We start from the raw sequence: 20,228 nt of genomic DNA, 5'->3' as shown, positions 1-20,228 counted from the left end.
ACAAAAAGACTTCAGTGTTAAACAAGATCTCTGTATTATGGATGAGTTGACTGTATATCGGTTCAGCAACCTCATAAATTAAGATGGAGTTTTACATGAAAAAAGCACACGGGCATCAACCACCAGCACAGGGGCATGGACATGTTACGCCGCATGGGCAGGTACCTTCTTCAGGTCATGTCCACTCACAACACCATGTTCCACCGCATCATAACTTTCCCCAGCCTCCTCATAGTCACAATCACCACCATGGACATGGGCATCCCTTACCGCAAGTCTATACTGTCGGTGGATATGGTGCCAGATCTACCTTTTTAGGACATGGATGCGCGCATCAGATGCCTCCTGTCGATGAGCATTATGGGCACACACATACACACGGTCATCCCTGATAGAGAAAATCCCCCTCTTCCTAGTTGAGAGAGGGCAGCCATTAAGTTAAGCCCAACTGTATATAAACTGTCATCCCCGCGAAAGGCGGGGATCTATTTTCTGAGCCAGGTATAATGCCAATAGATGAATGGATTCCCGCCTTCGCGGGAAAGACAAAATTTTCGTAACTTCTAGTAAGCCATTTAACGAGTCGCAGCAATAACCAGCGATAAAATATAAGAGCAGTAAATCAGAATTAACAATCCGCCATGCCAGCGAGTAATTTTTTTCTTATGACGCATGTTGAACCAGAATAATAGTAAAGTGGTCAATAACATGACGGGCATATCTCGCCAGATGATGGCATGGCTAATTGCCGATGGATGGATGATGCCGGGAAAAATCATTACTGCCAGCAGATTGAAAAGATTTGAACCCAGGATATTGCCAATAGCGATATCATCGGCTCCTTTGCTGGCAGCGACAATCGATGTTGCAAGCTCGGGAAGACTGCTGCCAATAGCGACTATGCTTAGACCAACAAGCAACTCGCTCATCCCTAAGTCCTTGGCAAACTGGGCACAGTTGGTGATAAGGAGATCGGCACTGAAGGGAAGGATGATTAAACCCACAACCAGCATAGCGACATGGTGTTTCAGGCTTTGCTGGCGCAGCTTTGCGCGCCAGAATTCATCAGTAAGATGACGCTGATGAGAGGATTCACGGGCGGATATTATCAGATAGGCGGTAAAAATCAGACAGACGATTAAGGCCAGACAACTGTCGAGGATTCCGAGATAGCCGTCCAGCATTAGCGAATATGCGAATAGCATTACAATGAATAATAAGGGAAATTCTCTTTTGAGAAAGCTAGACTGGGCGTTTAAAGGCCGCAGTAAAGCAATTAAACCCAACACTAATCCAATATTTGCAATATTGGAACCAACGGCATTTCCAACCGCCAGGTCTGTATAGCCATCAAGAGATGCGGATACCGCAATCACTATTTCGGGTGCAGACGTTCCCAGAGCGACTAAGGAAAAACCAATCCAAAGCGGTGATAACTTATAATAGTGAGCGATGCCTGAAGCGCCCACAACAAGATGATTAGCAGACCAAAGCAAGGCAATAAAACTAATGAGCAACAGAAAAAAATGATACATATTCCAGACTCAAAAAGATTAATGTAATGATGATACGTTAATTGACAGGCAAGACAATAGCTGCCAGCACATTTGTGGAATCTACCGTGAGTTGATCTCATGCCTTAAAGGGTTATTAATGGTCTAATTGTACACATAGTTTTCAAATAGTAGGCTTTTATGTTAGAATAGCCTGCTTAATAATTTTAATAACGAACCAGGGTAGGTGTTTGGCTCTGGGATTTTATCCAGGTGTTACTATGTTTTCCAATCAATATCGCGTGTTGAGCGATGCGAAGTTCAGACGGTTTACATTAAGCTGTATGCTGGCAATGTTCGGTAACGGCTTAACGTATATCATTATGGTCTGGGCTCTGATGCGTTTTGATACCTCTGTTGTCTCGACTTCAATATTAATGGCTTGTTTCTGGTTGCCCAATGTATTGCTTGGCCCATTCTTTGGTGTCCTGGCGGATCGCTGGAACCGAAAAACCCTGCTGCTTATGGCCAATGGCTCTCGTGCAATGGTTCTTTTTGGTTTTGCCTATCTGGCTAATGATCATATGACATCGCTTTCAATCTATATACTTGCCGCACTGATTGGAACGTTGTTGGCAGTTTATATTCCTGTAGCAATGAGTTTCGTAAGAGAACTGGTCAACGAAGAGGAGTTACTGGCCGGGAATGCGATGGTTGATATTGCCTATGAACTGGGAGCTGTGGCCGGCATGGGAGGCGCCGGATTTATATTGGCTAGCGCGTCCTTTGCGGGATGTTTTGCAATAAACGCGGTTTGCTATGTAATGGCAACTTTGTTGCTTTTAGGGATTCCTTTTGTAAAAAAATCCAATGAAGAGAAAAAGAGGACCTCTTTTTTCAGACAATTTATAGATGGAGGACGCTATATTTTAGCGCGCCGAACCTTACTATTACTGTATTTAACTCAAGGATTATTTTTTGTCTCCTATATGACGGCACCGGTGTTACTGGCACCTTATGCAAAGACTGTTCTAAACAGTAATGTAACCCAATTTGGCTGGCTTGAAGCAATGCTTTCACTGGGTATCATACTGGGAGGATTTTTCAATCCCTGGCTGGCTTCGAAGTTTTCAATGTTTAAAGTCATTGTCGCTGAAATTCTGGCAGGAGTAGTTGGGTTTTATTTATTCAGCCATACTTCAAATATCCATTTAGCCATCTTCTATCATTTCCTGATCGGATTGTCCTTTTCCTCCTGGGCATTGCTCACCACGTTGGCTCAGGAAATGACGGCTTTGGATTTCCAGGGGCGCGTTCAGTCTTTGTTTAACAGCGTCTCCGGTGTGGTGATCGTATTGTTTTATTATCTGCTGGCAAAATGGAAAGATATTCCAGTTCAAAAACTGTACTCTGGTGAAATCGTGTTACTGCTAACAGCCTTGATACTCCTGGGGATAGCGATACTGAAAAAAACCAGTAATGATAATGAGCTTGATTTGAATGTGGACGAGCTTTCTTTTGAGTAAACAATTCAGGTGCTTTGGATAAAATACTTTAGGATATCGCTCACAGGCTTGGCCAGTCCAAGCTGGCTCAATTCATGTTTATTATACCAGACACCTTGTTTTTCACTGACAGAAAGCACAGAGCCTCGTACTTCTAATGCCATGGCCTGAATGTTTAAGTGATAATGACTGAAACTATGCCTTATATGAAGAAGGGGAGTGAGTTGCAGACAATCCAGCGAATAGTTATCTTTGATGTAAGCATGAGGGCTGGCATCTGCTTCGATTGCCGGCAGGCACCAGAGCCCGCCCCAGATCCCGTGGGAAGGTCTTTTCTCAAGATAAATTTCGCCCTTTTCATTATGCAGCAATAGAAACTGCTCCAGTTTTTCAGGCAGGCGCTTTCTGGGTTTCTTCTCCGGAAAGTTACTCACTGCACCAGCCTGATACGCTTTGCAGGTTTTCACCAAAGGACAGTTGCCACACTGGGGATTTCTGGTGGTACAGCAGGTTGCCCCCAGATCCATAATGGCCTGCGTGTAATCAGCGCAGCGCTCATCTGGCATACACAAATCAGCATGATACCAGAACTGTTTTTTGGCAGCGCCTTGTTCCGGCCAGCCGGAAAGCATGAAATATCGAGCCAAAACGCGTTTGACGTTACCATCCAGTATAGCCTGAGGCAAATTAAACGCCTGAGACAAAATGGCTGCGGCTGTTGATTGACCCAAACCCGGTAATTCCATCATTTTAACTAAATCAGGTGGAAATTCACCGGCAAATTCCCGAACAATGATTTGCGCGCATCGGTGCAAATTCCTTGCTCGGCTGTAATATCCAAGCCCTGCCCATAGCGCCAATATATCGTCTTCTGGCGCATTAGCTAAACGCTGGATAGTTGGAAAGCGCTCCATGAAACGCAGAAAATAGGGAATAACCGTTTTCACCTGCGTTTGCTGCAACATGATTTCAGAAATCCACACACGATATGCAGAGCGCGGATGCTGCCATGGCAAGTTTTTTCTTCCGTATTGGTCAAACCAACTTAAAAGGGGTTTTGCAAAATGATTTGCCAGTGTTTTTTTATCCATAATTATCGGGTAAACATCGATTCGAATTGGTATTTCAATTTTTTTACAGGCTGAGCGACTGTGTTAATTAACCAGTATTTTCCCAGTTGTGCGTTTACTTTTATAATGTCAGGCGAAATCAGTGGCTTCACCAGAGTTCCTTTAACCTGTAAAGGAAAATTGCCACCCAGCATTTGCTGGATTTCTTCAAGCTTGCCAGTTGCGTTTAAGACGCTTGTCAAAAGTTCAGCCGATAAGCTGTAGTCAGTGAGGCTAAGATTTCCATTGCCTTTAAGATGAAGCTTATCAGTTTGTAAAATAATCGAATCAGTCCGCAGCCGGCTTTCAGCTAACTTGTAATTCATCGAAAGCAGCTTAAAGGGGGTAAATCCTTTATTGTTCATCAGTCCGGTGAATTGCTCAAAGTCCAGCATATTTTTAAGATTATCCGTCTTCATTGACGATAACTGATCGATCTTCTGACTCACTTGCTCAACTACCTGATGCAGGTTAACCGTGTCGATTCTTCCATCCTTTATCATTATCGTTCCGTCAGCCATACTAAGATTTAAAGCAGGTGGTACATTAGTAATAGCCTCTGCATGCAAAGAAAAGTCGAGCTTTCCTCTGACAATTTTTTCACCAAGAAGATCATTGAATAATTTTTGGGAGTCAAGACCGGCAGCAGTCTGGTTAAATTTTAATTGATGATTTTCAAAATTAAAATTCAAATCGCCGACCGACTCTCCTTTATAAAGGCTAAGAGTCAGGGGAGTTATCTTTAGCATTTTTCTTTTTAAAGAAGCACTGCCCTGAATGCGATTTATCGAAATTTTATTAAGCAGAACATCCTGTAATAGCAATTGCCCTTTAAGAGAAAGAGATTGCCAGTTGGCGAGTGGGTTACTTAAAAAGGTGGGGGAAAAGCGTGTGCTTCCCTTAAACTGGATTTGCGCACGGCCCTTGAGATTTCCTGCATTGGAAAGATTTAGGGCTGCTTTAAACTGTAAAGGGAAGGATGAATCATTTAAGTTTAAACTCTCTGTACCCATTTGGATATTTGAGAAAATCAATTCATTATCTGAACTGTGGAATTTAACAAGTCCCTTGCTCAGCATAAAGTGATCGATAGCGAAATGTTCTGTCAGAATTGTACCCGGCTTGCTATCCTTCGTTTTGGAGTGTTCAGCAGGAGCAGGGAGGTGATCTGTAGATACGTCAGCAGTAAATCCATCCACCTTGAATTCGCTAAAAACCAGAGTACCTCTTAACAGCGGGGTTATTCTCAGATTAAGAACAAGATTATCCAGAATTGCATGAAAATCAGCCTGCCTGTCACTGCCGATTTCTACCTTGCTTATCCTGATTCCTGGTTGTGGAAATAATTGCCAGCTTATGTTCCCTTTAATTGTGGTTGGTTCATGACTTAAAGTTGATAATTGACTACTCACGTAATCCCGGATGCTCTCAGCACTGATGGCTTTTGTAAGAAGCCAGAGAGACAAAAGAACGACTATTACTGTACTGAGAAGACCTATTGCCAGCTTCTTGAAAAGATTCATAAGAGGATCATACTGTAAAAATGTGAAGCATAACGATTCATTGATTGCTGTCAAGGATTATTAAAGAAAAAAAACTGAAACTAAGCTTTGAAATATGCTTGATATTAAATTTTTACGAAGGTAATCTGATAGTCTTCTCCATTAAAAATGGAAGAAAATAGCTAACTCCCCAGGCTGTGGATCGTCTCAACGTCAGTTTGAGATCCTTCGCTACGCTCAGGATGACGTGCCTGGTGAGTTACGAAAATAGACGTTGATTTTGCTTTAAAGAAGTACTCAGGATGAGTTCGGAATAAATCAAGGAGAGCGTCATGCGCCCAAGCCAATGGGAAATAGTCATATTAAAACCCACAAAACTATTTTTGTCTTTTTTAGCGTCACAATTACCAGAAGTAGACTTACCTTCTTTAAAAATGTTGCAAACTGATAATACAGCCTATGTTATCAGGAAGCAAAAAGATGACGAAGCGACTCTGGATGAGATCGAACGCCATTTCACTTTCATGTTTCGCCATGAAATCAGCCGCTGGTTAGGGGAAGATGCGCGTAATGAAATTGAGGGCAGTTTTCTCGATTTTTTATGCTGCTTTAAATTTGAATTGCATTCGCAAATTGTTCTGATGGAGCCAGCTATGGAAAATGGCCAGTCATTGCTCCGTGTTAAACCTCGCTCTGTCTTGCTGAAATGGATGCGATCCACTGTTGATGAACAAAGTGATCTGATTGAAGTTCTCGATCATATTAACCTTGCTCAATTAGCGGAAAATGCGACTGTGATCGTTAAAAATTTTGAAAATCTCACGGATATTAAACCCTTCTTAAAACAATATTATCGTCCTGTTTTCGAGGCCGAGATGTTGAGAATGTGTGAAAGCTCTGAGCAATGGCCAGAAGTTGACAGTTTTGAAGATTTCAGCCGCTATTTTATGGTAAATGTTCACACGCAATTGATCCATTTGCATTAAGGAGAGCCTGTTATGGAACCAATAACTATCGCCATAATATGCGCAACCGTATTTGGGGTTATTTCCGGTTTGGCAGCTTTTATCAGGCAGCTTATTCTTAGCCGCGATAAGGAAATGAATGATAAAGCGCAAAAGAGGGCCCTGAATCAGGAAGCCAGGGAACTCGAGAAGCTCAGAAACCAAATGGTTGATTTCAAGCGTTTTGACTCGCACTATCAGATGTTAGGGAACAATAAAGATGCCATTCAATACCTTGATCAGAAAATTGAAGAAATATTAAAAAGAAAATACGAGTTAATTGAGCGTTATGCCCAGGCTACTATGAAAGAAACTTCGGCGATTATGGCAGGAAACGGATCAGAGGAAAGAAAGGAACTTTGCAATAAATTAAAAGCTGAAATGGATAGCGAATTGTCATTCTATGACAGTGAGTTGCAACAATTGCAGAAAAGACGCGCTACGCTATGGGATTCGCACTCAGAATTACAACATTATCTGGTTGATCAGGAAAAGCTTAAAAATGAGCATCTCGACAATTTATACCAGCAACACACCAATGTTCTGGAAAAAGTGTATATAAGGCATATTGAAGACAGTGAAGCGATTGCGAAAGACAGTATCGATGCCAGTACTCAAACATTTAAATCCTTGTTCGCCTCGCCTATTCAGTACATTCTGGGATTATTCAAGCCTTCTTCCGGATTAGCCGCAGCGCAGGCGCCGAAAGAAGCTGCTGAACGAGGGAATGTCTCTGATATTGAGGGTAGTCTCAATGGCCCAGAGCCAGACATTAATACCCCGTTTAAACCTCAATTTAAATCTGCTGCAAGAAAGCTGGAATCCTTAATTTAGCATCCCTCTATCATCGGCCTGGTTATGTTTAACCAGGCGACCCTCATATTGTTCATAATACTAATAGTCTCCATAATGGATTTTTATTTGTCAATTGCGAGAAAATTATGCATAATTCGGTACATTACATAAAAAGGAATCAGTAAATGATATATGTCAAAAGGAATGAAAAGGGAGAGATCTGTGCTCTATTTGATAAGTCAATGCCTGGGTTAGAGGCTGTTGATTTGGAAAACCCCGAAATAGTCGAGTTTCTTAACCGCTGCGACGGAGAGCATAAATTCAAATTGATTCAGTCAGACCTGCAGCTAATTCGTGTATTGGAAGATTTAATCGAACTGTTAATCAGTAAAAATATTATTTCGATTACCGATTTTCCAGAGCCAGTAATCAGGAAGTTATTAGCAAGACAAGGTATTCGTAAAAAAATTTCAGGTGCAATTGGTATGGAGTTTGATGATGAAAGTTAAAGTTTTACTCGCAGCAGCTTTACTCAGCTTGAGTTTCACGCAGGCAAATGCGGCTAACGTTGAGGAATTATTACCCAATGAACGAAACACCGTGGAAATTTTCCAGAAATTTTCACCGAAGGTAGTGTATGTTCATCGTTTGACGACTGTTGTGAATCATTCCTTTGAGCGTAGCAGCGTTCCCGCAGGTGCTGGCTCAGGGATTATCTGGGATAACCAGGGGCATATCGTGACCAATTTTCATGTGGTCAATGGTGCAGATGGCTTAAGAGTCAGTCTGGGTAAAATGACCGTTCCTGCCAAAGTGGTAGGAGTTGAACCCCGTAAGGATATTGCCGTTTTAAAAATAAGTTCTCCTCAAGCCCTTGAGTATCTCAAAACCTTTGAAGCGTTTCAGTTAGCTCATAACAATGATTTATTGGTAGGTCAGAAAGTCATAGCCATTGGTAATCCATTTGGCCTGGATCACAGTCTTACTGTGGGTGTTATTTCTGCATTGGGCAGACAAGTTCCAGGTGCCGGCGGAGTCAATATCCGCAACATGATTCAGACTGATGCCTCGATTAATCCTGGAAATTCAGGAGGCCCTCTTTTAGACAGTAAAGGACGATTATTGGGAATGAATACTGCTATTTATTCCAATTCAGGTTCTTCAGCGGGTATTGGTTTTGCAGTACCTGCTGATGATATTGAGCGCATAGTTCCTCAATTGATTAAAAACGGACGCGTAATGCTGTCTGGAATAGGGATTCAGCGTGTTGAACCCAATGTGGCTTCACGTTTGGGAATTACCAATGGAATATTAATTGGCGACATTTTGCCACATACTCCTGCTGACACTGCAGGATTAAAAGCAACTTACCGTGATCACCTCGGTCGGGTAGTACTTGGCGACGTAATTGTTGCCCTGAATGGACATCCTGTAAAAGATTATGACGCTTTATATCAATTATTAATTGACATCAAAGTAGGAGAGCCTATTACTTTAACCGTGAATCGTCATGGAAAAAATCTGAACTTCAAGATGAAAACGATTGATATCGCCGCTTATTAATCCTTATATGCTGTCATCCCCGCGAAGGCGGGGAAACATCTCTGAGCTCGCTATAATGCCAATTGATGAATGGATTCCCGCCTTCGCGGGAATGACAAGATTTTCCGTAACTTAATTTGAGAGAGAGGTTTAAAACCAGGCTCTTAATTTCCAAATTGTCTTAAGCTCCATACTCTTTACGATAATCTTCAAGACTCTTCAACTCGACACCCATCTGTTTTTTCTTAAGGTAATCTACCAGGTCATGAAAGTTGATCACTGAGACTACTCTAATACCCTGCCTTTCAATTTCCTGAAGAGTGGATATTTCTCCCTTTCCCCTCTCACAGCGATCAAGTGCAATAATTACAGTCTCAAGGCTGCCGCCATGTGCATTAATGAGTGCCTGTGATTCTCGAAACGCGGTACCGGCAGTGATGACATCATCAACCATTATTACCGGACCATTTAATGGGGCGCCAATTAATTGACCGCCTTCACCGTGATCTTTAACCTCCTTTCGGTTAAAGGTCACGGTGGCGTTCACATTTTTTTCAGAGAGGGCGATAGCAGTGGATGTCGCAAGAGGGAGGCCTTTATAGGCGGGGCCAAATAGCTGACGGCAGTCAATGTCTTCTTCAATCAGTCTATTAGCATAGAACTGGCCTAAAGTACGAAGAGTTGCACCATGATAAAATAGCCCGGCGTTAAAAAAATAGGGGCTGAGCCGGCCGGATTTTAATGTAAAACTGCCAAACTTTAATACTCCGCAGCTTAAGGCAAACTCAATAAAGTGGTCCTTGGAAAAATTATCTATTGTGTTCAAAAAAAAATCTCCGCCAATGTTTTTAAAAAAAATCCTTAACAATCAATAAAAAACTGTTATGCTAAGACAAGCCAAATTGCTTTTATATCAAGTAGTATTCTAGCTTAAATGGCTCACACAAGATATTTATTCTAAGCTATAAATGTGGTATGTCTATTATAGAAGTAGACAGATATGACAGAAAGGGGATTGTGATGTCGCAAAGAGAAAGTGGAACTGTAAAATGGTTCAATGAGAAAAAAGGATTTGGCTTTATTGTTAATCAAAATGGTGACGACATATTTGTTCATTATAAAGATATACAAGGCGCAGGATTCAAAACACTTCATGAAAATGATGCAGTAACCTTCGTTCTTGATAAAGGGCCAAAAGGATTGAAAGCTCAGGACGTTATGGTTACTTCTGAATAATATCCCTGGCAACAAGGATTGTTCAGCAAACTAATCAAAGTTCATTACCTGGCGAGGGATGACTGTTCCCTCGCAAGAAGCTTTAGTATTTCCTTATTATTGCAACCCAAATATCATTCTCTGCATCCAGGTTTTTATTTATTTCTTGACCAATATCTTTGGTAGTCGTTATCATCTTATCCTAATAATTTCGAGACTTTCATCTTTCCCCATTTGCGGATTGTGACGCTTGCATTATCAACAGTCTCCTGAATACCCTATTAACCAGAGGAGAAATTGAATGGACTCCGAAAAGCGAGTAGCAGTGATCACTGGTGCTGCCAGCGGAATTGGATTGGCATTAACTGAAAAATGTCTGGCCGAAGGAATGAATGTAGTAATGGCTGACATATCCGTGGCGACTTTATGTGATAAAGTTGAACAATTAACTGCAAAGTTTGATTCAGATATCCTTGGGGTTGTTTGTGATGTCAGCCGCCCGGAAAGTCTTCGACATCTTGCCAAACAGACGATCGAGAAATTTAATCGGGTTGACTGGTTATTTAATAATGCCGGTATTAGCGGCCATCTGGCTCCTTTATGGGAGTTGACCAATGAGCATATCCGCAAAGTAATGGATATCAATCTCTTTGGAATTATTCATGGTGTTCAGGCATTTCTGCCTTACATGTTCAAGCAAACTCATCGAGCACATATTATTAACATGGCCAGTCTTTATGGTTTGTGCAGCGGTTCCCAGATGACAGCTTACGCTATGTCGAAACATGCTATCGTGGCTTTATCAGAATCTCTCCACTTCGATTTGCAAAGGCTTTCCAAACCAGTAGATGTTTCCGTAGTATGTCCTTCATTTGCAAACACTCAATTACTAAGCAACTCGTCTCCTTTGCATAATGATGTATTTCATGACATGTTAAGCGAGTTAATCGCACGAAGCCGGCCTGCAGAGGATGTGGCTGAGCATATTGTGAAAGAAATAAAAAATAATGTCTTCTATGTATTGCCAGATCGAGAAGTGAAAGACTATTGCGAGCAGCGTACTCAGGCAATATTAGAACAAACACCTCCGCATCAGCATAGTCTGGAAAAAATTCTGGCCTCTCTCAGTCGAAGAGCAATGACAATTGAATAAGGAAGCGATTATGAAACGTATCTTAGTACTTACTTTTGCCTTGTTGTCAGGCATTACACATGCCCAGGAGTTTAAAATTTTCTGGCGCTGTGCGGATACACATCTGGAGGCCATTGAGTCGCAAGCCAATCTGAACGGTAAACTTCGCGACCTCTATATTAATTATGCTTCACCGGGAAATAACAATTTTAATTTTTCACCGGTGAGCAAAAAAAGCCTTGTTGAGCTTCCCAAAGATGTGGTTCATGGTAACTATCTGATGCTGGGTATAAAAGGCGAATGGTTGATGAATTGCGTCGGCCAGGTTGTTGTAAGTCCCAATTATCATTATCCAAAAGTAGTGTTTGATGCGGGTAAAAATGCCTATGGTTGTCCGCTCATTCCCAAAAATTGTGCCGGAGAGGGCGGCGTGGTGCTTCTCGACTATTAATTTTGCTCGCACTTGCAAGAGGGGCTTAGTCTCTGCAGGTGCAATTCATCTACGAGCTTTTAGGTGTGCCACCACGGTGCTGCGATAATATGCTGGTCTGTGCCTGTTGTTCAGCGGGCCTTGCACTGGGTTTGAAAAACTGTTGTCTGGCTCCCGGGTTTGCTTCTGGCTGCTCTGAAGGTGGGGAAGTAGCAGCCTGCTGCGAAGGCATTAAAGGATCAGATTGGGTCACATCATAGTCGGGATCACTAATTACCGTTGGTAAGCTATTTGTTTTTCCCAACAGGTTACTAGCTGATTCGGAAGGCGGAGTGGGGAATGACCTGGCTTTATACTTTGATCCTTTTTCAGGCTCTTTCTCTTTATTTTTACTCCGTACAATATTTGGCAGATTAAGCAGGCTGCTCCCCATTCGATCCAGAAAACTTTTTTTGCTCTGCGCTGAGGACTCTGCAGCCGCTGGTGCAACTGATGCAGCGGGTTCTATAAAAGGGGTCTCATCGACAACCGCCTTATCACCTGGCAGATAGTGTTTTACACACTCAAGATGCCCCATCTGAAACCCTGCCTGATAGGCAGACAGATAGTCCCGAATGGGCCTGCCCTGCGTTGGCTCTGACAGCTCTCCTGGTGTTCGCCCCAGTTTGGTGATAGTAACCGCAACGATATTTTTCACATGGGCGATATGATCAATATCCAAACTACCTTCGCCGGCTATGGGGGCATATCGTTTAAATAATTCAGGATTTGGGGTACCATCCGGCTTTAGCGGGCCCTCATAACCAATTATATGAAGATTGATGTTTTGGGGTATCATTTGCGGATATTTCGACAAATAACTATGTAAGTCATTCAATATTTCCGGATTATCATCCAGGATATAAAAATCGTGTGTTTCAGAATCGTTGCGGTACTTTAATGCAAATTCATACATCTCCCAAATGGCAATTATTAATTTGCTTTTATCATGGGCCCATTCAAGATGCTTATATTGTTGTTTGCGCGCTTCACCAATTTTTTTAGGATCGTATTCATTCGCAGGATTAACAAACTGCTTTATTGCCTCCATTGCAGTTCCATAAGGCTGTTTATTAAAAACATCTGCCATGAGCATGTAATTTGGAGTGGCATCGATTGCTTTACAGATCAAATTAAAATAATAAAAGCCGGACCCGCTTTTATTAGTGTAAGAGTTCAACAGATCATCAGTATAACATTGCCTGTTGCTAAACACATAAGCATCAGAGGATGCGTACTCAGAAGCATTGTCATTAAAAAGCAGAATCAGCTCTCTATTCACTTTATAAAAGATGGCCGTTAATTTTCCCAGATGCTCCTGATAAATTGCGTCTAACTGTTCTGTGTTATTCGAGTTAATTGCTTCTTCTTCAAGCGAGCTTAGCTGTTTCTGCAGGTTCTTATAACCTTCTTCTGCTCCCTGGACATAACGATAAAAAGCTGCGTTTAGCAGGCAATTATCGATATCAAATGCAAAGCCGCGTCTTTTGGGCATAATTTGTTTCTCAAGAAAACGGATGTTGTGCTTAGATTAAAGCACAGATTGAGCAAAATGTCATCATATTGCGTGGTTTGTGTATACGCTGATAAATGCCGAATGTTGCCTGAGTTTGACATCACAGCGCTTTGTGATTAACTTAGCGAGTTTATATCATAAAATCGAATAAATAGAATGAGATGGTACGAATTATTAGCTAAAAGAAACTTTCTTCCCCTGTTTATTACTCAGTTCTGTGGCGCATTGAATGATAATGTGTTTAAGCTGTCAATGCTTACGCTAATCAGTTACCATCTTAGTACCTCTCAAAGTCAGTCCGAGCATTTTCAGGCCTTGGCCGGTGCCTTATTCACACTTCCTTTTTTTCTCTTTTCAGCGACTGCAGGACAACTGGCTGACCGCTACGACAAAGCAACAATTTCAAGGGTTGTTAAATTACTGGAAATTATTTTAATGATTATTGGGAGTATTGCGCTTTATCGAGGGAGTATAGTTTTGCTCATGTTAACTCTTACCGGAATGGGAATTCACTCGACTTTTTTTGGTCCTATCAAATATGCCATACTTCCCGATCACCTACCCAAAAGCCAATTACTGAATGCCACCGCATTAATTGAAGCCAGCACCTTTCTTGCCATTCTACTGGGCACAACCCTGGGCGCTTTATCGATTGGCAATACAGGCTCCAAGGTTCATCTGGCCGTGTTTATCATTAATTTTACTGCAGTTACTGGTTTGATTTTTAGCCTTTTTATTCCTAAAGCACCTGCTTCTGCAAGCCAGTTCACTGTAGACTGGAACGTTTGGAGGGCAACAAAAACCATGCTTCGGGAAGTTGTGCATAATCCGAAAGTATTACCCGCAATACTTGCAATTTCCTGGTTTTGGCTTATTGGGGCAGTTGTGTTAACCAAGCTACCGGATTATACGCATTATATTTTACGTGCAGATACAACCGTTTTCGCATTGTTTCTTACACTATTTTCAATCGGAATAGCACTTGGTTCAATGGCGATCAGCCGATTTCTTGCTGGACGAATTACCATACAGTTCGTGCCTTCAACTATGCTGCTTATGACCTTGTTCGCCGCTGATCTGTATTGGGCTACTCCAGCGCTCAATAGTCAATTGCCTTTGCAAAGCTTAATCCAGTTTATGTTAAAGATACAAAACTGGCGTATTATTTGTGATTTCTTCTTTTTCTCTGTATGTGGCGGGTTGTTTGTTGTTCCTCTGTATACCTATTTGCAAATTTGTAGTGAGGAAGGCCAAAGGGCGCGCACCATCGCTGCCAATAATATTTTCGGAGCGCTGTCGATGGTTCTTGGTAGCCTGCTTATCATGGTATTGCTGCAATTCAATATCAATATCGCTTCGATATTTATCATTCTTGCCGTGCTTAATGCCTTGGTTGCCGCCGCGTTCTGGGGCACATTAATTTATAGTAATCGAAAAATTACGATGGGGGCGTGAACCAGGGCATGTCCATTCGCCTGGTTTGAAATTAGCCACGCTGTTGTTTCATTTTTTCAGCCAATCTTTCGCAGGCAGAAAATCACTATACAAAGCAGCCTCCGGAGTACCGGGCTGTGGTTGCCAGTCATAGCGCCAGGAAACCTCCGGAGGCATGGACATTAGAATAGATTCCGTACGCCCGCCTGATTGGAGTCCAAACAGGGTGCCTCGATCATATACCAGATTAAATTCCACATATCGCCCTCGGCGATAAAGTTGGAATTCTTTTTCCTGCCGGGTGAAAGTACAGTTTTTTCTGGCTTCCACTATCGGAAGATAAGCTTTTAAAAAATGATCGCCAATGCTTTTCATTAGTCCAAAACTCTCTGTAAAACCCAGCTCATTGAAATCATCAAAAAACAGGCCGCCAATTCCGCGTGCTTCCTGACGATGCTTAAGAAAAAAGTAGTCATCACACCATTTCTTAAAACGTGGATAAATATCAGTTCCAAAAGGGTCGCAGGCCGCTTTGGCCGTTTGATGCCAATGGATACAGTCTTCTTGAAAAGGATAAAAAGGCGTTAAATCAAAACCGCCGCCAAACCACCAGAAAGCTTCATTCTTTTGATTTCTGGCTATGAAAAATCGAACATTGGCATGGGTAGTGGGAATATAGGGATTATGGGGATGAATCACTAATGAAACACCAAGGGCATCAAAGTGGCACCCAGCTAACTCAGGACGCTGGGCGGTAGCGGAAGGAGGCAGCTGATCCCCATGGACATGGGAAAAATTAACGCCAACTTTCTCGAAAATCCCGCCATTAGCCAGCACTCGCGTTAAACCACCGCCGCCCTGGGCCCTTTGCCACTCATCTGTGATAAAAAGGGCCTTCTCATCAATTTGCTCCAATGCGCCACAAATTTCATTTTGCAAATTAAGAAGATAGTTTTTTACCAGTTCAATGCCATTGGATGGAAGCTCATGCTGGTTCATTATTCTGACCCCCTGATGGACAACTCAAATTGGCACATTAATTGCTTGGGCATTAGCAGTTAATGAAGGAGTTGCTATGGTTGATTTGGATACTTATTTTGGCACGCATTCCAAAGCCTTGTTACTAAGAGAGCAGCGCGCTGCTCAGCTGGCTACCAATATAACAAATGCTGATACCCCTAACTACAAGGCAAAAGACCTTGATTTTAAGAGCGCACTGGAGAATGCAATGGGTTCTTCGCCCCGTCAAATGGTAACTGACCAGCCCGCCCATATCAATGCTTCCACTGATTTTTCAGCTCAATTAAAATTTCGTCAGCCCAATCAGATTTCATTGGATGGAAATACTGTGGATAAGGATTTGGAAACGACCGAATTCGCAAAAAATGCTTTATCCTATCAGGCATCCCTGTCTTTCCTCAGCGGTAAAATTAAAAGCATGCTCATGGCATTAAGAGGGGAATAATGTCTTTAGGTAAAATATTTGACATAGCTGGCACAGGACTCGCCGCCGAGACAACACGGATGACCGCCAGCGCCAGCAATATGAATAATGCCAATGTGGCAACTGGCAATCCTGACGAAACGTATCGTGCTCAGTATCCTGTCTTTAGTACAGTTCAGGAGCAGATGAGCGGTCTGGCTGGATTAGAATCCAGGCCAGGGGTTAAAGTGACAGGAATCTATGAAAGCGAAACCCCACCCATACAGCGTTATGAACCGAATAATCCCCTCGCTGATGCGGATGGATTTGTTTATGCACCCAATATCAGTTATGTTGAGGAGATGGCCAATCTGATTTCTGCCTCACGTTCCTATCAGATGAATCTGGAAATGATTAACACCACCAAGCAGCTAATGCAGCGGACACTGCAATTAGGTGAATAGTGTAAGGACAAAATTATGTCAATGGATCAAATTAATGGCATCAATTCAGTAGGCAGTAACATGACAACACCGGGTAATAATCTGGGGCAAAAGGATTTCTTAAGGCTCATGATTGCTCAGTTTAAAAATCAGGATCCCACCAGCCCTAAAACAAATGGCGACTTCCTGGCTCAACTTGCTCAATTCAGCACCAATGACGGAATAGGAAAAATGCAAGAATCAATACAACAGCTGGCCAATTCCTTACAATCGAATCAGGCACTCCAGGCTTCATCCCTTGTAGGAAGAAAAGTATTGGTGAATAGCAATACTGTCAAATTAGCGGCAGAAGGTGAGTCAAAAATATCCGTCGATCTTCCTGCCCCAGTTAATAAAATAACAGCTTCAATTTATTCAGAAACTGGTGAGCTGATCAGGCAAATTCCTCTGGGTCAACATGGAATGGGCTTATTTGATTTTAGCTGGGATGGTATGAATCAGCAGGGTGAGCGCGTTCCTGCAGGTAACTATGCGATTAAGGTAAATGGAATTTTTGACGGAAAGGAAGTCGCATTAAGAACAATGACTGCCGCTAATGTGGATAGTGTAAGCCTTGGACAAAATGGAGAAGGTGTTAAACTGAATGTAGCCGGTATAGGTTCATTAACGCTGGATCAGGTCAGGCAAATTACTGCTTAAATCAGCAATATGACTTTAGGAAATGGTCAGTGATGACCTGTTAAATAATGCAGGAGGCAAATATGGTTTTCGGAACAGCGATTAGTGGAATTCAAGCCGCTTCAAAAGACCTGGAGGTTACCGGTAATAATATAGCCAACGCCTCTACATACGGATTTAAAAGTTCGCGCGCAGAATTTGCAGATGTCTATTCTACCGGAAGTTTTGGCGGCGGACGTTATGCAATCGGCAATGGAGCGCGACTGGCGCGTGTCCAGCAAATGTTCGGGCAGGGCCAGTTCGTTTTCAGTAATAACAGTCTGGATCTTGCAATCAGCGGCTCTGGTTTTTTTGTTTTGAATGATCAGGGCTCAAGAGTTTATTCGAGAGCAGGGGCATTCGGTGTTAATAAAGACGGATATATTGTAAACAGCTCTAATCAGCGTCTTGTCGGATACACCGCTGATGATAATGGACAAATTACCACACTAAGCGGCGATTTAAAGGTTCAGACTGCTAATATTAATCCTCAGGCCACTTCCAGAGTGACTGCAGGTTTTAATCTGTATGCCAATGCGACACCGCCCTCTGTGGACTGGGCTGGCGGCAGTAATCCTGCCACCGATACCTACAATAATGTCGCCTCGTCAACGATTTACGACAGTTTGGGTAACTCACATGTTCTGTCAATGTATTTCATTCGAGCCAATGCGGATGCTGCTGTCGGTGATCCCAATGCGTCTTCACCTGCAGGAACTGCTAATCAATGGTATATCGCCTTCCAGATTGATAATCAGAATGTTCCAGCCAATGTGGGGAGTCAGAATATTGACAATTTATATCGTGTCAATTTTAATTCTGACGGATCATTTGCCGGGGTTAGCGATACTTCCAATACTCCCTTAGCCAATAACGTGATCCCATTGAGCATGGCCTTAAGTAATGGCGCAAATGCATTAAGTTTTGATGTGGATTTGTCCGATACAACACAATTTGGCAGTCCTTTCGCTGTACAGGAGAATGTTCAGGATGGCTACACAACCGGTAGACTGGATGGTCTTGATATTAATGAGGAAGGGATTGTTTTTGGAACGTATACCAATGGACAGTCGCGTGCAATGGGACAGGTTCAACTCGCTAATTTTGCCAATCCGGATGGTTTGCAAAATCTTGGCGATACCAACTGGGCTGAGACATCGGGCTCAGGACAGGCACTAATTGGAGCGCCCGGAACCGCGAGCCTTGGACTTATTCAGTCCGGTGCTCTTGAAAATTCCAATGTGGACTTAACGAGTGAGCTTGTCAATCTCATTACGGCGCAGCGTAATTTTCAGGCCAATGCGCAAACCATACGCACAGCGGACGCTCTTGCGCAAACCATTATTAATATTCGATAAACGGAGTTAAGATGGACCCTCTTTTGTATAATGCAATGAATGGCGCTCTGCATAATATGGATCGCCAATCCTTAATTGGGAATAATCTTGCTAATTCCAACACGCCGGGATTTAAGGCTGATATGGCTCAAGCCTCGAGTATGTATTTTAATAAAGAGAATCTGAATGGCGGAGCTCTGGTTGTTGCAGACGTGAACGCCAGCGATTTCACCCCCGGCCCCTTACTCACAACGGGAAGAGATTTGGATGTCGCTGTGCAGGGAGAAGGTTGGTTTGCTGTGCAGGATAGTTCAGGAAAAGAGGCTTATACGCGTGCGGGAAGTTTTCAGATTAATGAAAATGGCATGCTGATTACGTCTAATGGCAGGCCCGTTTTAGGCGATGGCGGCCCAATATCGATTCCACCGGCCCAAAAGATAGAGATCGGCAGTGACGGCACTATTTCAATCGTTCCGCTGGATGGGAAGCCTGATGAACTCGCTGTTCTCGACCGTTTAAAACTGGTAAGAGTCAAAAACAATGAACTGATTAAGGGAGGCGATGGCTTGATGCGGCTTCAAAAAGGTGGCGTGGCCCCGGCAGATGCTGATATTATGATTACTCCCGGCGCATTGGAAGGCAGTAATATCAATGCAGTGAACGAAATGGTTCATATGATTGAGGTGGGAAGAGAATTTGATGCGGAAATGCAGATAATTCAGACAGTTAATGAAAATTCACAGAAGCTGGCGCAGATTTTGCAACTCTAGGCGGCTATGTGAACAGGATTTGAGGAAAAGCAATGGAACCTGCACTGTGGGTCAGTAAAACCGGGCTAGAAGCCCAGGATAAAACAATTGCCAATATTGCCAATAATCTGGCGAACGTCAATACAACCGGCTTCAAGAAGGGGCGGGCAGTATTTGAAGATCTGATATATCAAAACCTGCGTCAGGCAGGGGCTCAGGCTACACAAAGTACAGAAATTCCTACGGGTATTAATATGGGAACCGGTGTGCGGATGGCCGCTACACAGAAAGTGTTCACTCAGGGAAGCATTCAAAATACTCAAAACTCTCTCGACATCGCGATACAGGGACGAGGCTTTATGCAGGTTCTACTGCCTGATGGCACACAGGCGTATACGCGGGATGGCACCTTGCAGATTGATTCACAGGGCCAGATTGTTACGGCGGATGGCTATGTCGTACAACCGCCGATTACCATACCCGAGCAAATGATAAGTCTCACCATTGGAACAGATGGTACTGTTAGTGCCTTAACTGCCGGAAATAATATACCGACACAGATAGGTCAGATTCAGTTGAGCGATTTTATTAATGCCACCGGTTTACAGCCTATTGGACAAAATCTCTTTTTAGAAACCCAGGCCAGCGGTCCGGCGCAGACCGACAATCCCGGAAATAATGGATTGGGAACCCTGCTTCAGGGATCGCTTGAAGCTTCCAATGTAAACGTGGTTGAAGAACTGGTTAATATGATTCAGGCTCAGCGTGCCTATGAAATTACAGCAAAAGGCATTCAGACTGTGGATAATATGTTGCAATATCTGACGCAAACGGTCTAATGGA

At 42.8% G+C, this 20,228-nt stretch carries 22 protein-coding genes; 16 read left to right on the top strand and 6 right to left on the bottom strand.

The genetic code is table 11. The annotated features are described in order from the left end of the window. Positions 1-95 precede the first annotated feature (95 nt). Complete coding sequence (locus LXA66_RS03305; protein ID WP_146740003.1) at positions 96-392, top strand: hypothetical protein; 297 nt, start codon at positions 96-98, stop codon at positions 390-392. Between the two features lie 183 nt (positions 393-575). Here the strand turns inward: LXA66_RS03305 and LXA66_RS03300 are convergent, their stop codons facing one another. Further along, positions 576-1,535 carry a calcium/sodium antiporter gene (locus tag LXA66_RS03300; protein WP_233011900.1) on the bottom strand — a complete coding sequence of 320 codons (960 nt, stop codon included), beginning with the start codon at positions 1,533-1,535 and terminating at the stop codon, positions 576-578. Positions 1,536-1,774: 239 nt separating this feature from the next. Between LXA66_RS03300 and LXA66_RS03295 the strand changes: the two genes are divergently transcribed. Then, on the top strand, positions 1,775-3,019 hold the full coding sequence (locus LXA66_RS03295) for an MFS transporter (protein WP_233011899.1): 1,245 nt from the start codon (positions 1,775-1,777) through the stop codon (positions 3,017-3,019). 5 nt (positions 3,020-3,024) lie between these two features. On the opposite strand, the gene mutY is transcribed toward LXA66_RS03295, so the two are convergent. Together mutY and LXA66_RS03285 are read right to left on the bottom strand one after the other, a co-directional pair. After that, positions 3,025-4,089 carry an A/G-specific adenine glycosylase gene (gene mutY / locus LXA66_RS03290; RefSeq protein WP_233011898.1) on the bottom strand — a complete coding sequence of 355 codons (1,065 nt, stop codon included), beginning with the start codon at positions 4,087-4,089 and terminating at the stop codon, positions 3,025-3,027. Between the two features lie 2 nt (positions 4,090-4,091). After that, positions 4,092-5,630, bottom strand: a complete 1,539-nt coding sequence (locus LXA66_RS03285; RefSeq protein ID WP_233011897.1) for an AsmA family protein — start codon at positions 5,628-5,630, stop codon at positions 4,092-4,094. Positions 5,631-5,941: 311 nt separating this feature from the next. Here LXA66_RS03285 and LXA66_RS03280 point away from each other — a divergent pair, with 311 nt between their 5' ends. The 4 genes from LXA66_RS03280 to LXA66_RS03265 all read left to right on the top strand — a co-directional run bounded on the left by LXA66_RS03280 (position 5,942) and on the right by LXA66_RS03265 (position 8,971). Beyond that, the gene (locus tag LXA66_RS03280; RefSeq protein ID WP_112218531.1) at positions 5,942-6,595 is read left to right on the top strand and encodes a hypothetical protein; all 654 of its coding nucleotides are present in this window, start codon (positions 5,942-5,944) and stop codon (positions 6,593-6,595) included. Between the two features lie 12 nt (positions 6,596-6,607). Next, positions 6,608-7,447, top strand: a complete 840-nt coding sequence (locus LXA66_RS03275; protein ID WP_233011896.1) for a hypothetical protein — start codon at positions 6,608-6,610, stop codon at positions 7,445-7,447. A gap of 146 nt (positions 7,448-7,593) precedes the next feature. Next, a complete protein-coding gene (locus LXA66_RS03270) occupies positions 7,594-7,917 on the top strand; it encodes a hypothetical protein (protein WP_112218529.1) in 324 nt (107 codons plus the stop codon). After that, positions 7,904-8,971 (top strand): S1C family serine protease, encoded by a 1,068-nt coding sequence (locus tag LXA66_RS03265; RefSeq protein WP_370637133.1) that lies wholly within the window; start codon positions 7,904-7,906, stop codon positions 8,969-8,971. Before LXA66_RS03270 ends, LXA66_RS03265 begins: the two co-directional genes overlap by 14 nt. Before the next feature lie 160 nt (positions 8,972-9,131). On the opposite strand, the gene pyrE is transcribed toward LXA66_RS03265, so the two are convergent. Then, a complete protein-coding gene (gene pyrE, locus LXA66_RS03260; protein WP_112218664.1) occupies positions 9,132-9,767 on the bottom strand; it encodes an orotate phosphoribosyltransferase in 636 nt (211 codons plus the stop codon). Positions 9,768-9,970: 203 nt separating this feature from the next. Between pyrE and LXA66_RS03255 the strand changes: the two genes are divergently transcribed. From LXA66_RS03255 to LXA66_RS03245, 3 genes are all read left to right on the top strand, one after another. Further along, positions 9,971-10,186 (top strand): cold-shock protein, encoded by a 216-nt coding sequence (locus tag LXA66_RS03255; RefSeq protein WP_112218527.1) that lies wholly within the window; start codon positions 9,971-9,973, stop codon positions 10,184-10,186. Positions 10,187-10,466: 280 nt separating this feature from the next. Continuing rightward, positions 10,467-11,318 carry an SDR family NAD(P)-dependent oxidoreductase gene (locus LXA66_RS03250; RefSeq protein WP_233011895.1) on the top strand — a complete coding sequence of 284 codons (852 nt, stop codon included), beginning with the start codon at positions 10,467-10,469 and terminating at the stop codon, positions 11,316-11,318. A 10-nt stretch (positions 11,319-11,328) separates the two neighbouring features. Next, on the top strand, positions 11,329-11,748 hold the full coding sequence (locus LXA66_RS03245) for a hypothetical protein (protein ID WP_233011894.1): 420 nt from the start codon (positions 11,329-11,331) through the stop codon (positions 11,746-11,748). A 49-nt stretch (positions 11,749-11,797) separates the two neighbouring features. Here the strand turns inward: LXA66_RS03245 and LXA66_RS03240 are convergent, their stop codons facing one another. Further along, positions 11,798-13,261, bottom strand: coding sequence for a hypothetical protein (locus LXA66_RS03240; protein ID WP_233011893.1), 1,464 nt, complete (start codon positions 13,259-13,261; stop codon positions 11,798-11,800). Positions 13,262-13,438: 177 nt separating this feature from the next. Between LXA66_RS03240 and LXA66_RS03235 the strand changes: the two genes are divergently transcribed. After that, positions 13,439-14,737 carry an MFS transporter gene (locus tag LXA66_RS03235; protein ID WP_112218523.1) on the top strand — a complete coding sequence of 433 codons (1,299 nt, stop codon included), beginning with the start codon at positions 13,439-13,441 and terminating at the stop codon, positions 14,735-14,737. 48 nt (positions 14,738-14,785) lie between these two features. On the opposite strand, the gene hemF is transcribed toward LXA66_RS03235, so the two are convergent. Beyond that, a complete protein-coding gene (gene hemF / locus LXA66_RS03230) occupies positions 14,786-15,715 on the bottom strand; it encodes an oxygen-dependent coproporphyrinogen oxidase (RefSeq protein ID WP_233011892.1) in 930 nt (309 codons plus the stop codon). Between the two features lie 76 nt (positions 15,716-15,791). Between hemF and flgB the strand changes: the two genes are divergently transcribed. The 6 genes from flgB (at position 15,792) to flgG (ending at position 20,224) form a co-directional block, all read left to right on the top strand. Beyond that, on the top strand, positions 15,792-16,181 hold the full coding sequence (flgB, locus tag LXA66_RS03225) for a flagellar basal body rod protein FlgB (protein WP_112218521.1): 390 nt from the start codon (positions 15,792-15,794) through the stop codon (positions 16,179-16,181). Continuing rightward, complete coding sequence (flgC, locus tag LXA66_RS03220) at positions 16,181-16,603, top strand: flagellar basal body rod protein FlgC (RefSeq protein ID WP_058507441.1); 423 nt, start codon at positions 16,181-16,183, stop codon at positions 16,601-16,603. The genes flgB and flgC overlap by 1 nt, the downstream gene beginning before the upstream one ends. Before the next feature lie 15 nt (positions 16,604-16,618). Beyond that, positions 16,619-17,281 (top strand): flagellar hook assembly protein FlgD, encoded by a 663-nt coding sequence (locus tag LXA66_RS03215; protein WP_233011891.1) that lies wholly within the window; start codon positions 16,619-16,621, stop codon positions 17,279-17,281. Between the two features lie 62 nt (positions 17,282-17,343). After that, complete coding sequence (gene flgE / locus LXA66_RS03210; RefSeq protein WP_233011890.1) at positions 17,344-18,657, top strand: flagellar hook protein FlgE; 1,314 nt, start codon at positions 17,344-17,346, stop codon at positions 18,655-18,657. Positions 18,658-18,668: 11 nt separating this feature from the next. Then, positions 18,669-19,406, top strand: coding sequence for a flagellar basal-body rod protein FlgF (flgF, locus tag LXA66_RS03205; protein ID WP_133140708.1), 738 nt, complete (start codon positions 18,669-18,671; stop codon positions 19,404-19,406). 32 nt (positions 19,407-19,438) lie between these two features. Further along, a complete protein-coding gene (flgG, locus tag LXA66_RS03200) occupies positions 19,439-20,224 on the top strand; it encodes a flagellar basal-body rod protein FlgG (RefSeq protein ID WP_233011889.1) in 786 nt (261 codons plus the stop codon). Positions 20,225-20,228: the final 4 nt, after the last annotated feature.

Source organism: Legionella sp. 16cNR16C (assembly GCF_021297775.1).
Classification (GTDB): domain Bacteria; phylum Pseudomonadota; class Gammaproteobacteria; order Legionellales; family Legionellaceae; genus Legionella_C; species Legionella_C quinlivanii_A.
The sequence above is the reverse complement of the archived record's forward strand: the minus strand, read 5'-3'. Positions and strand labels throughout refer to the sequence as shown.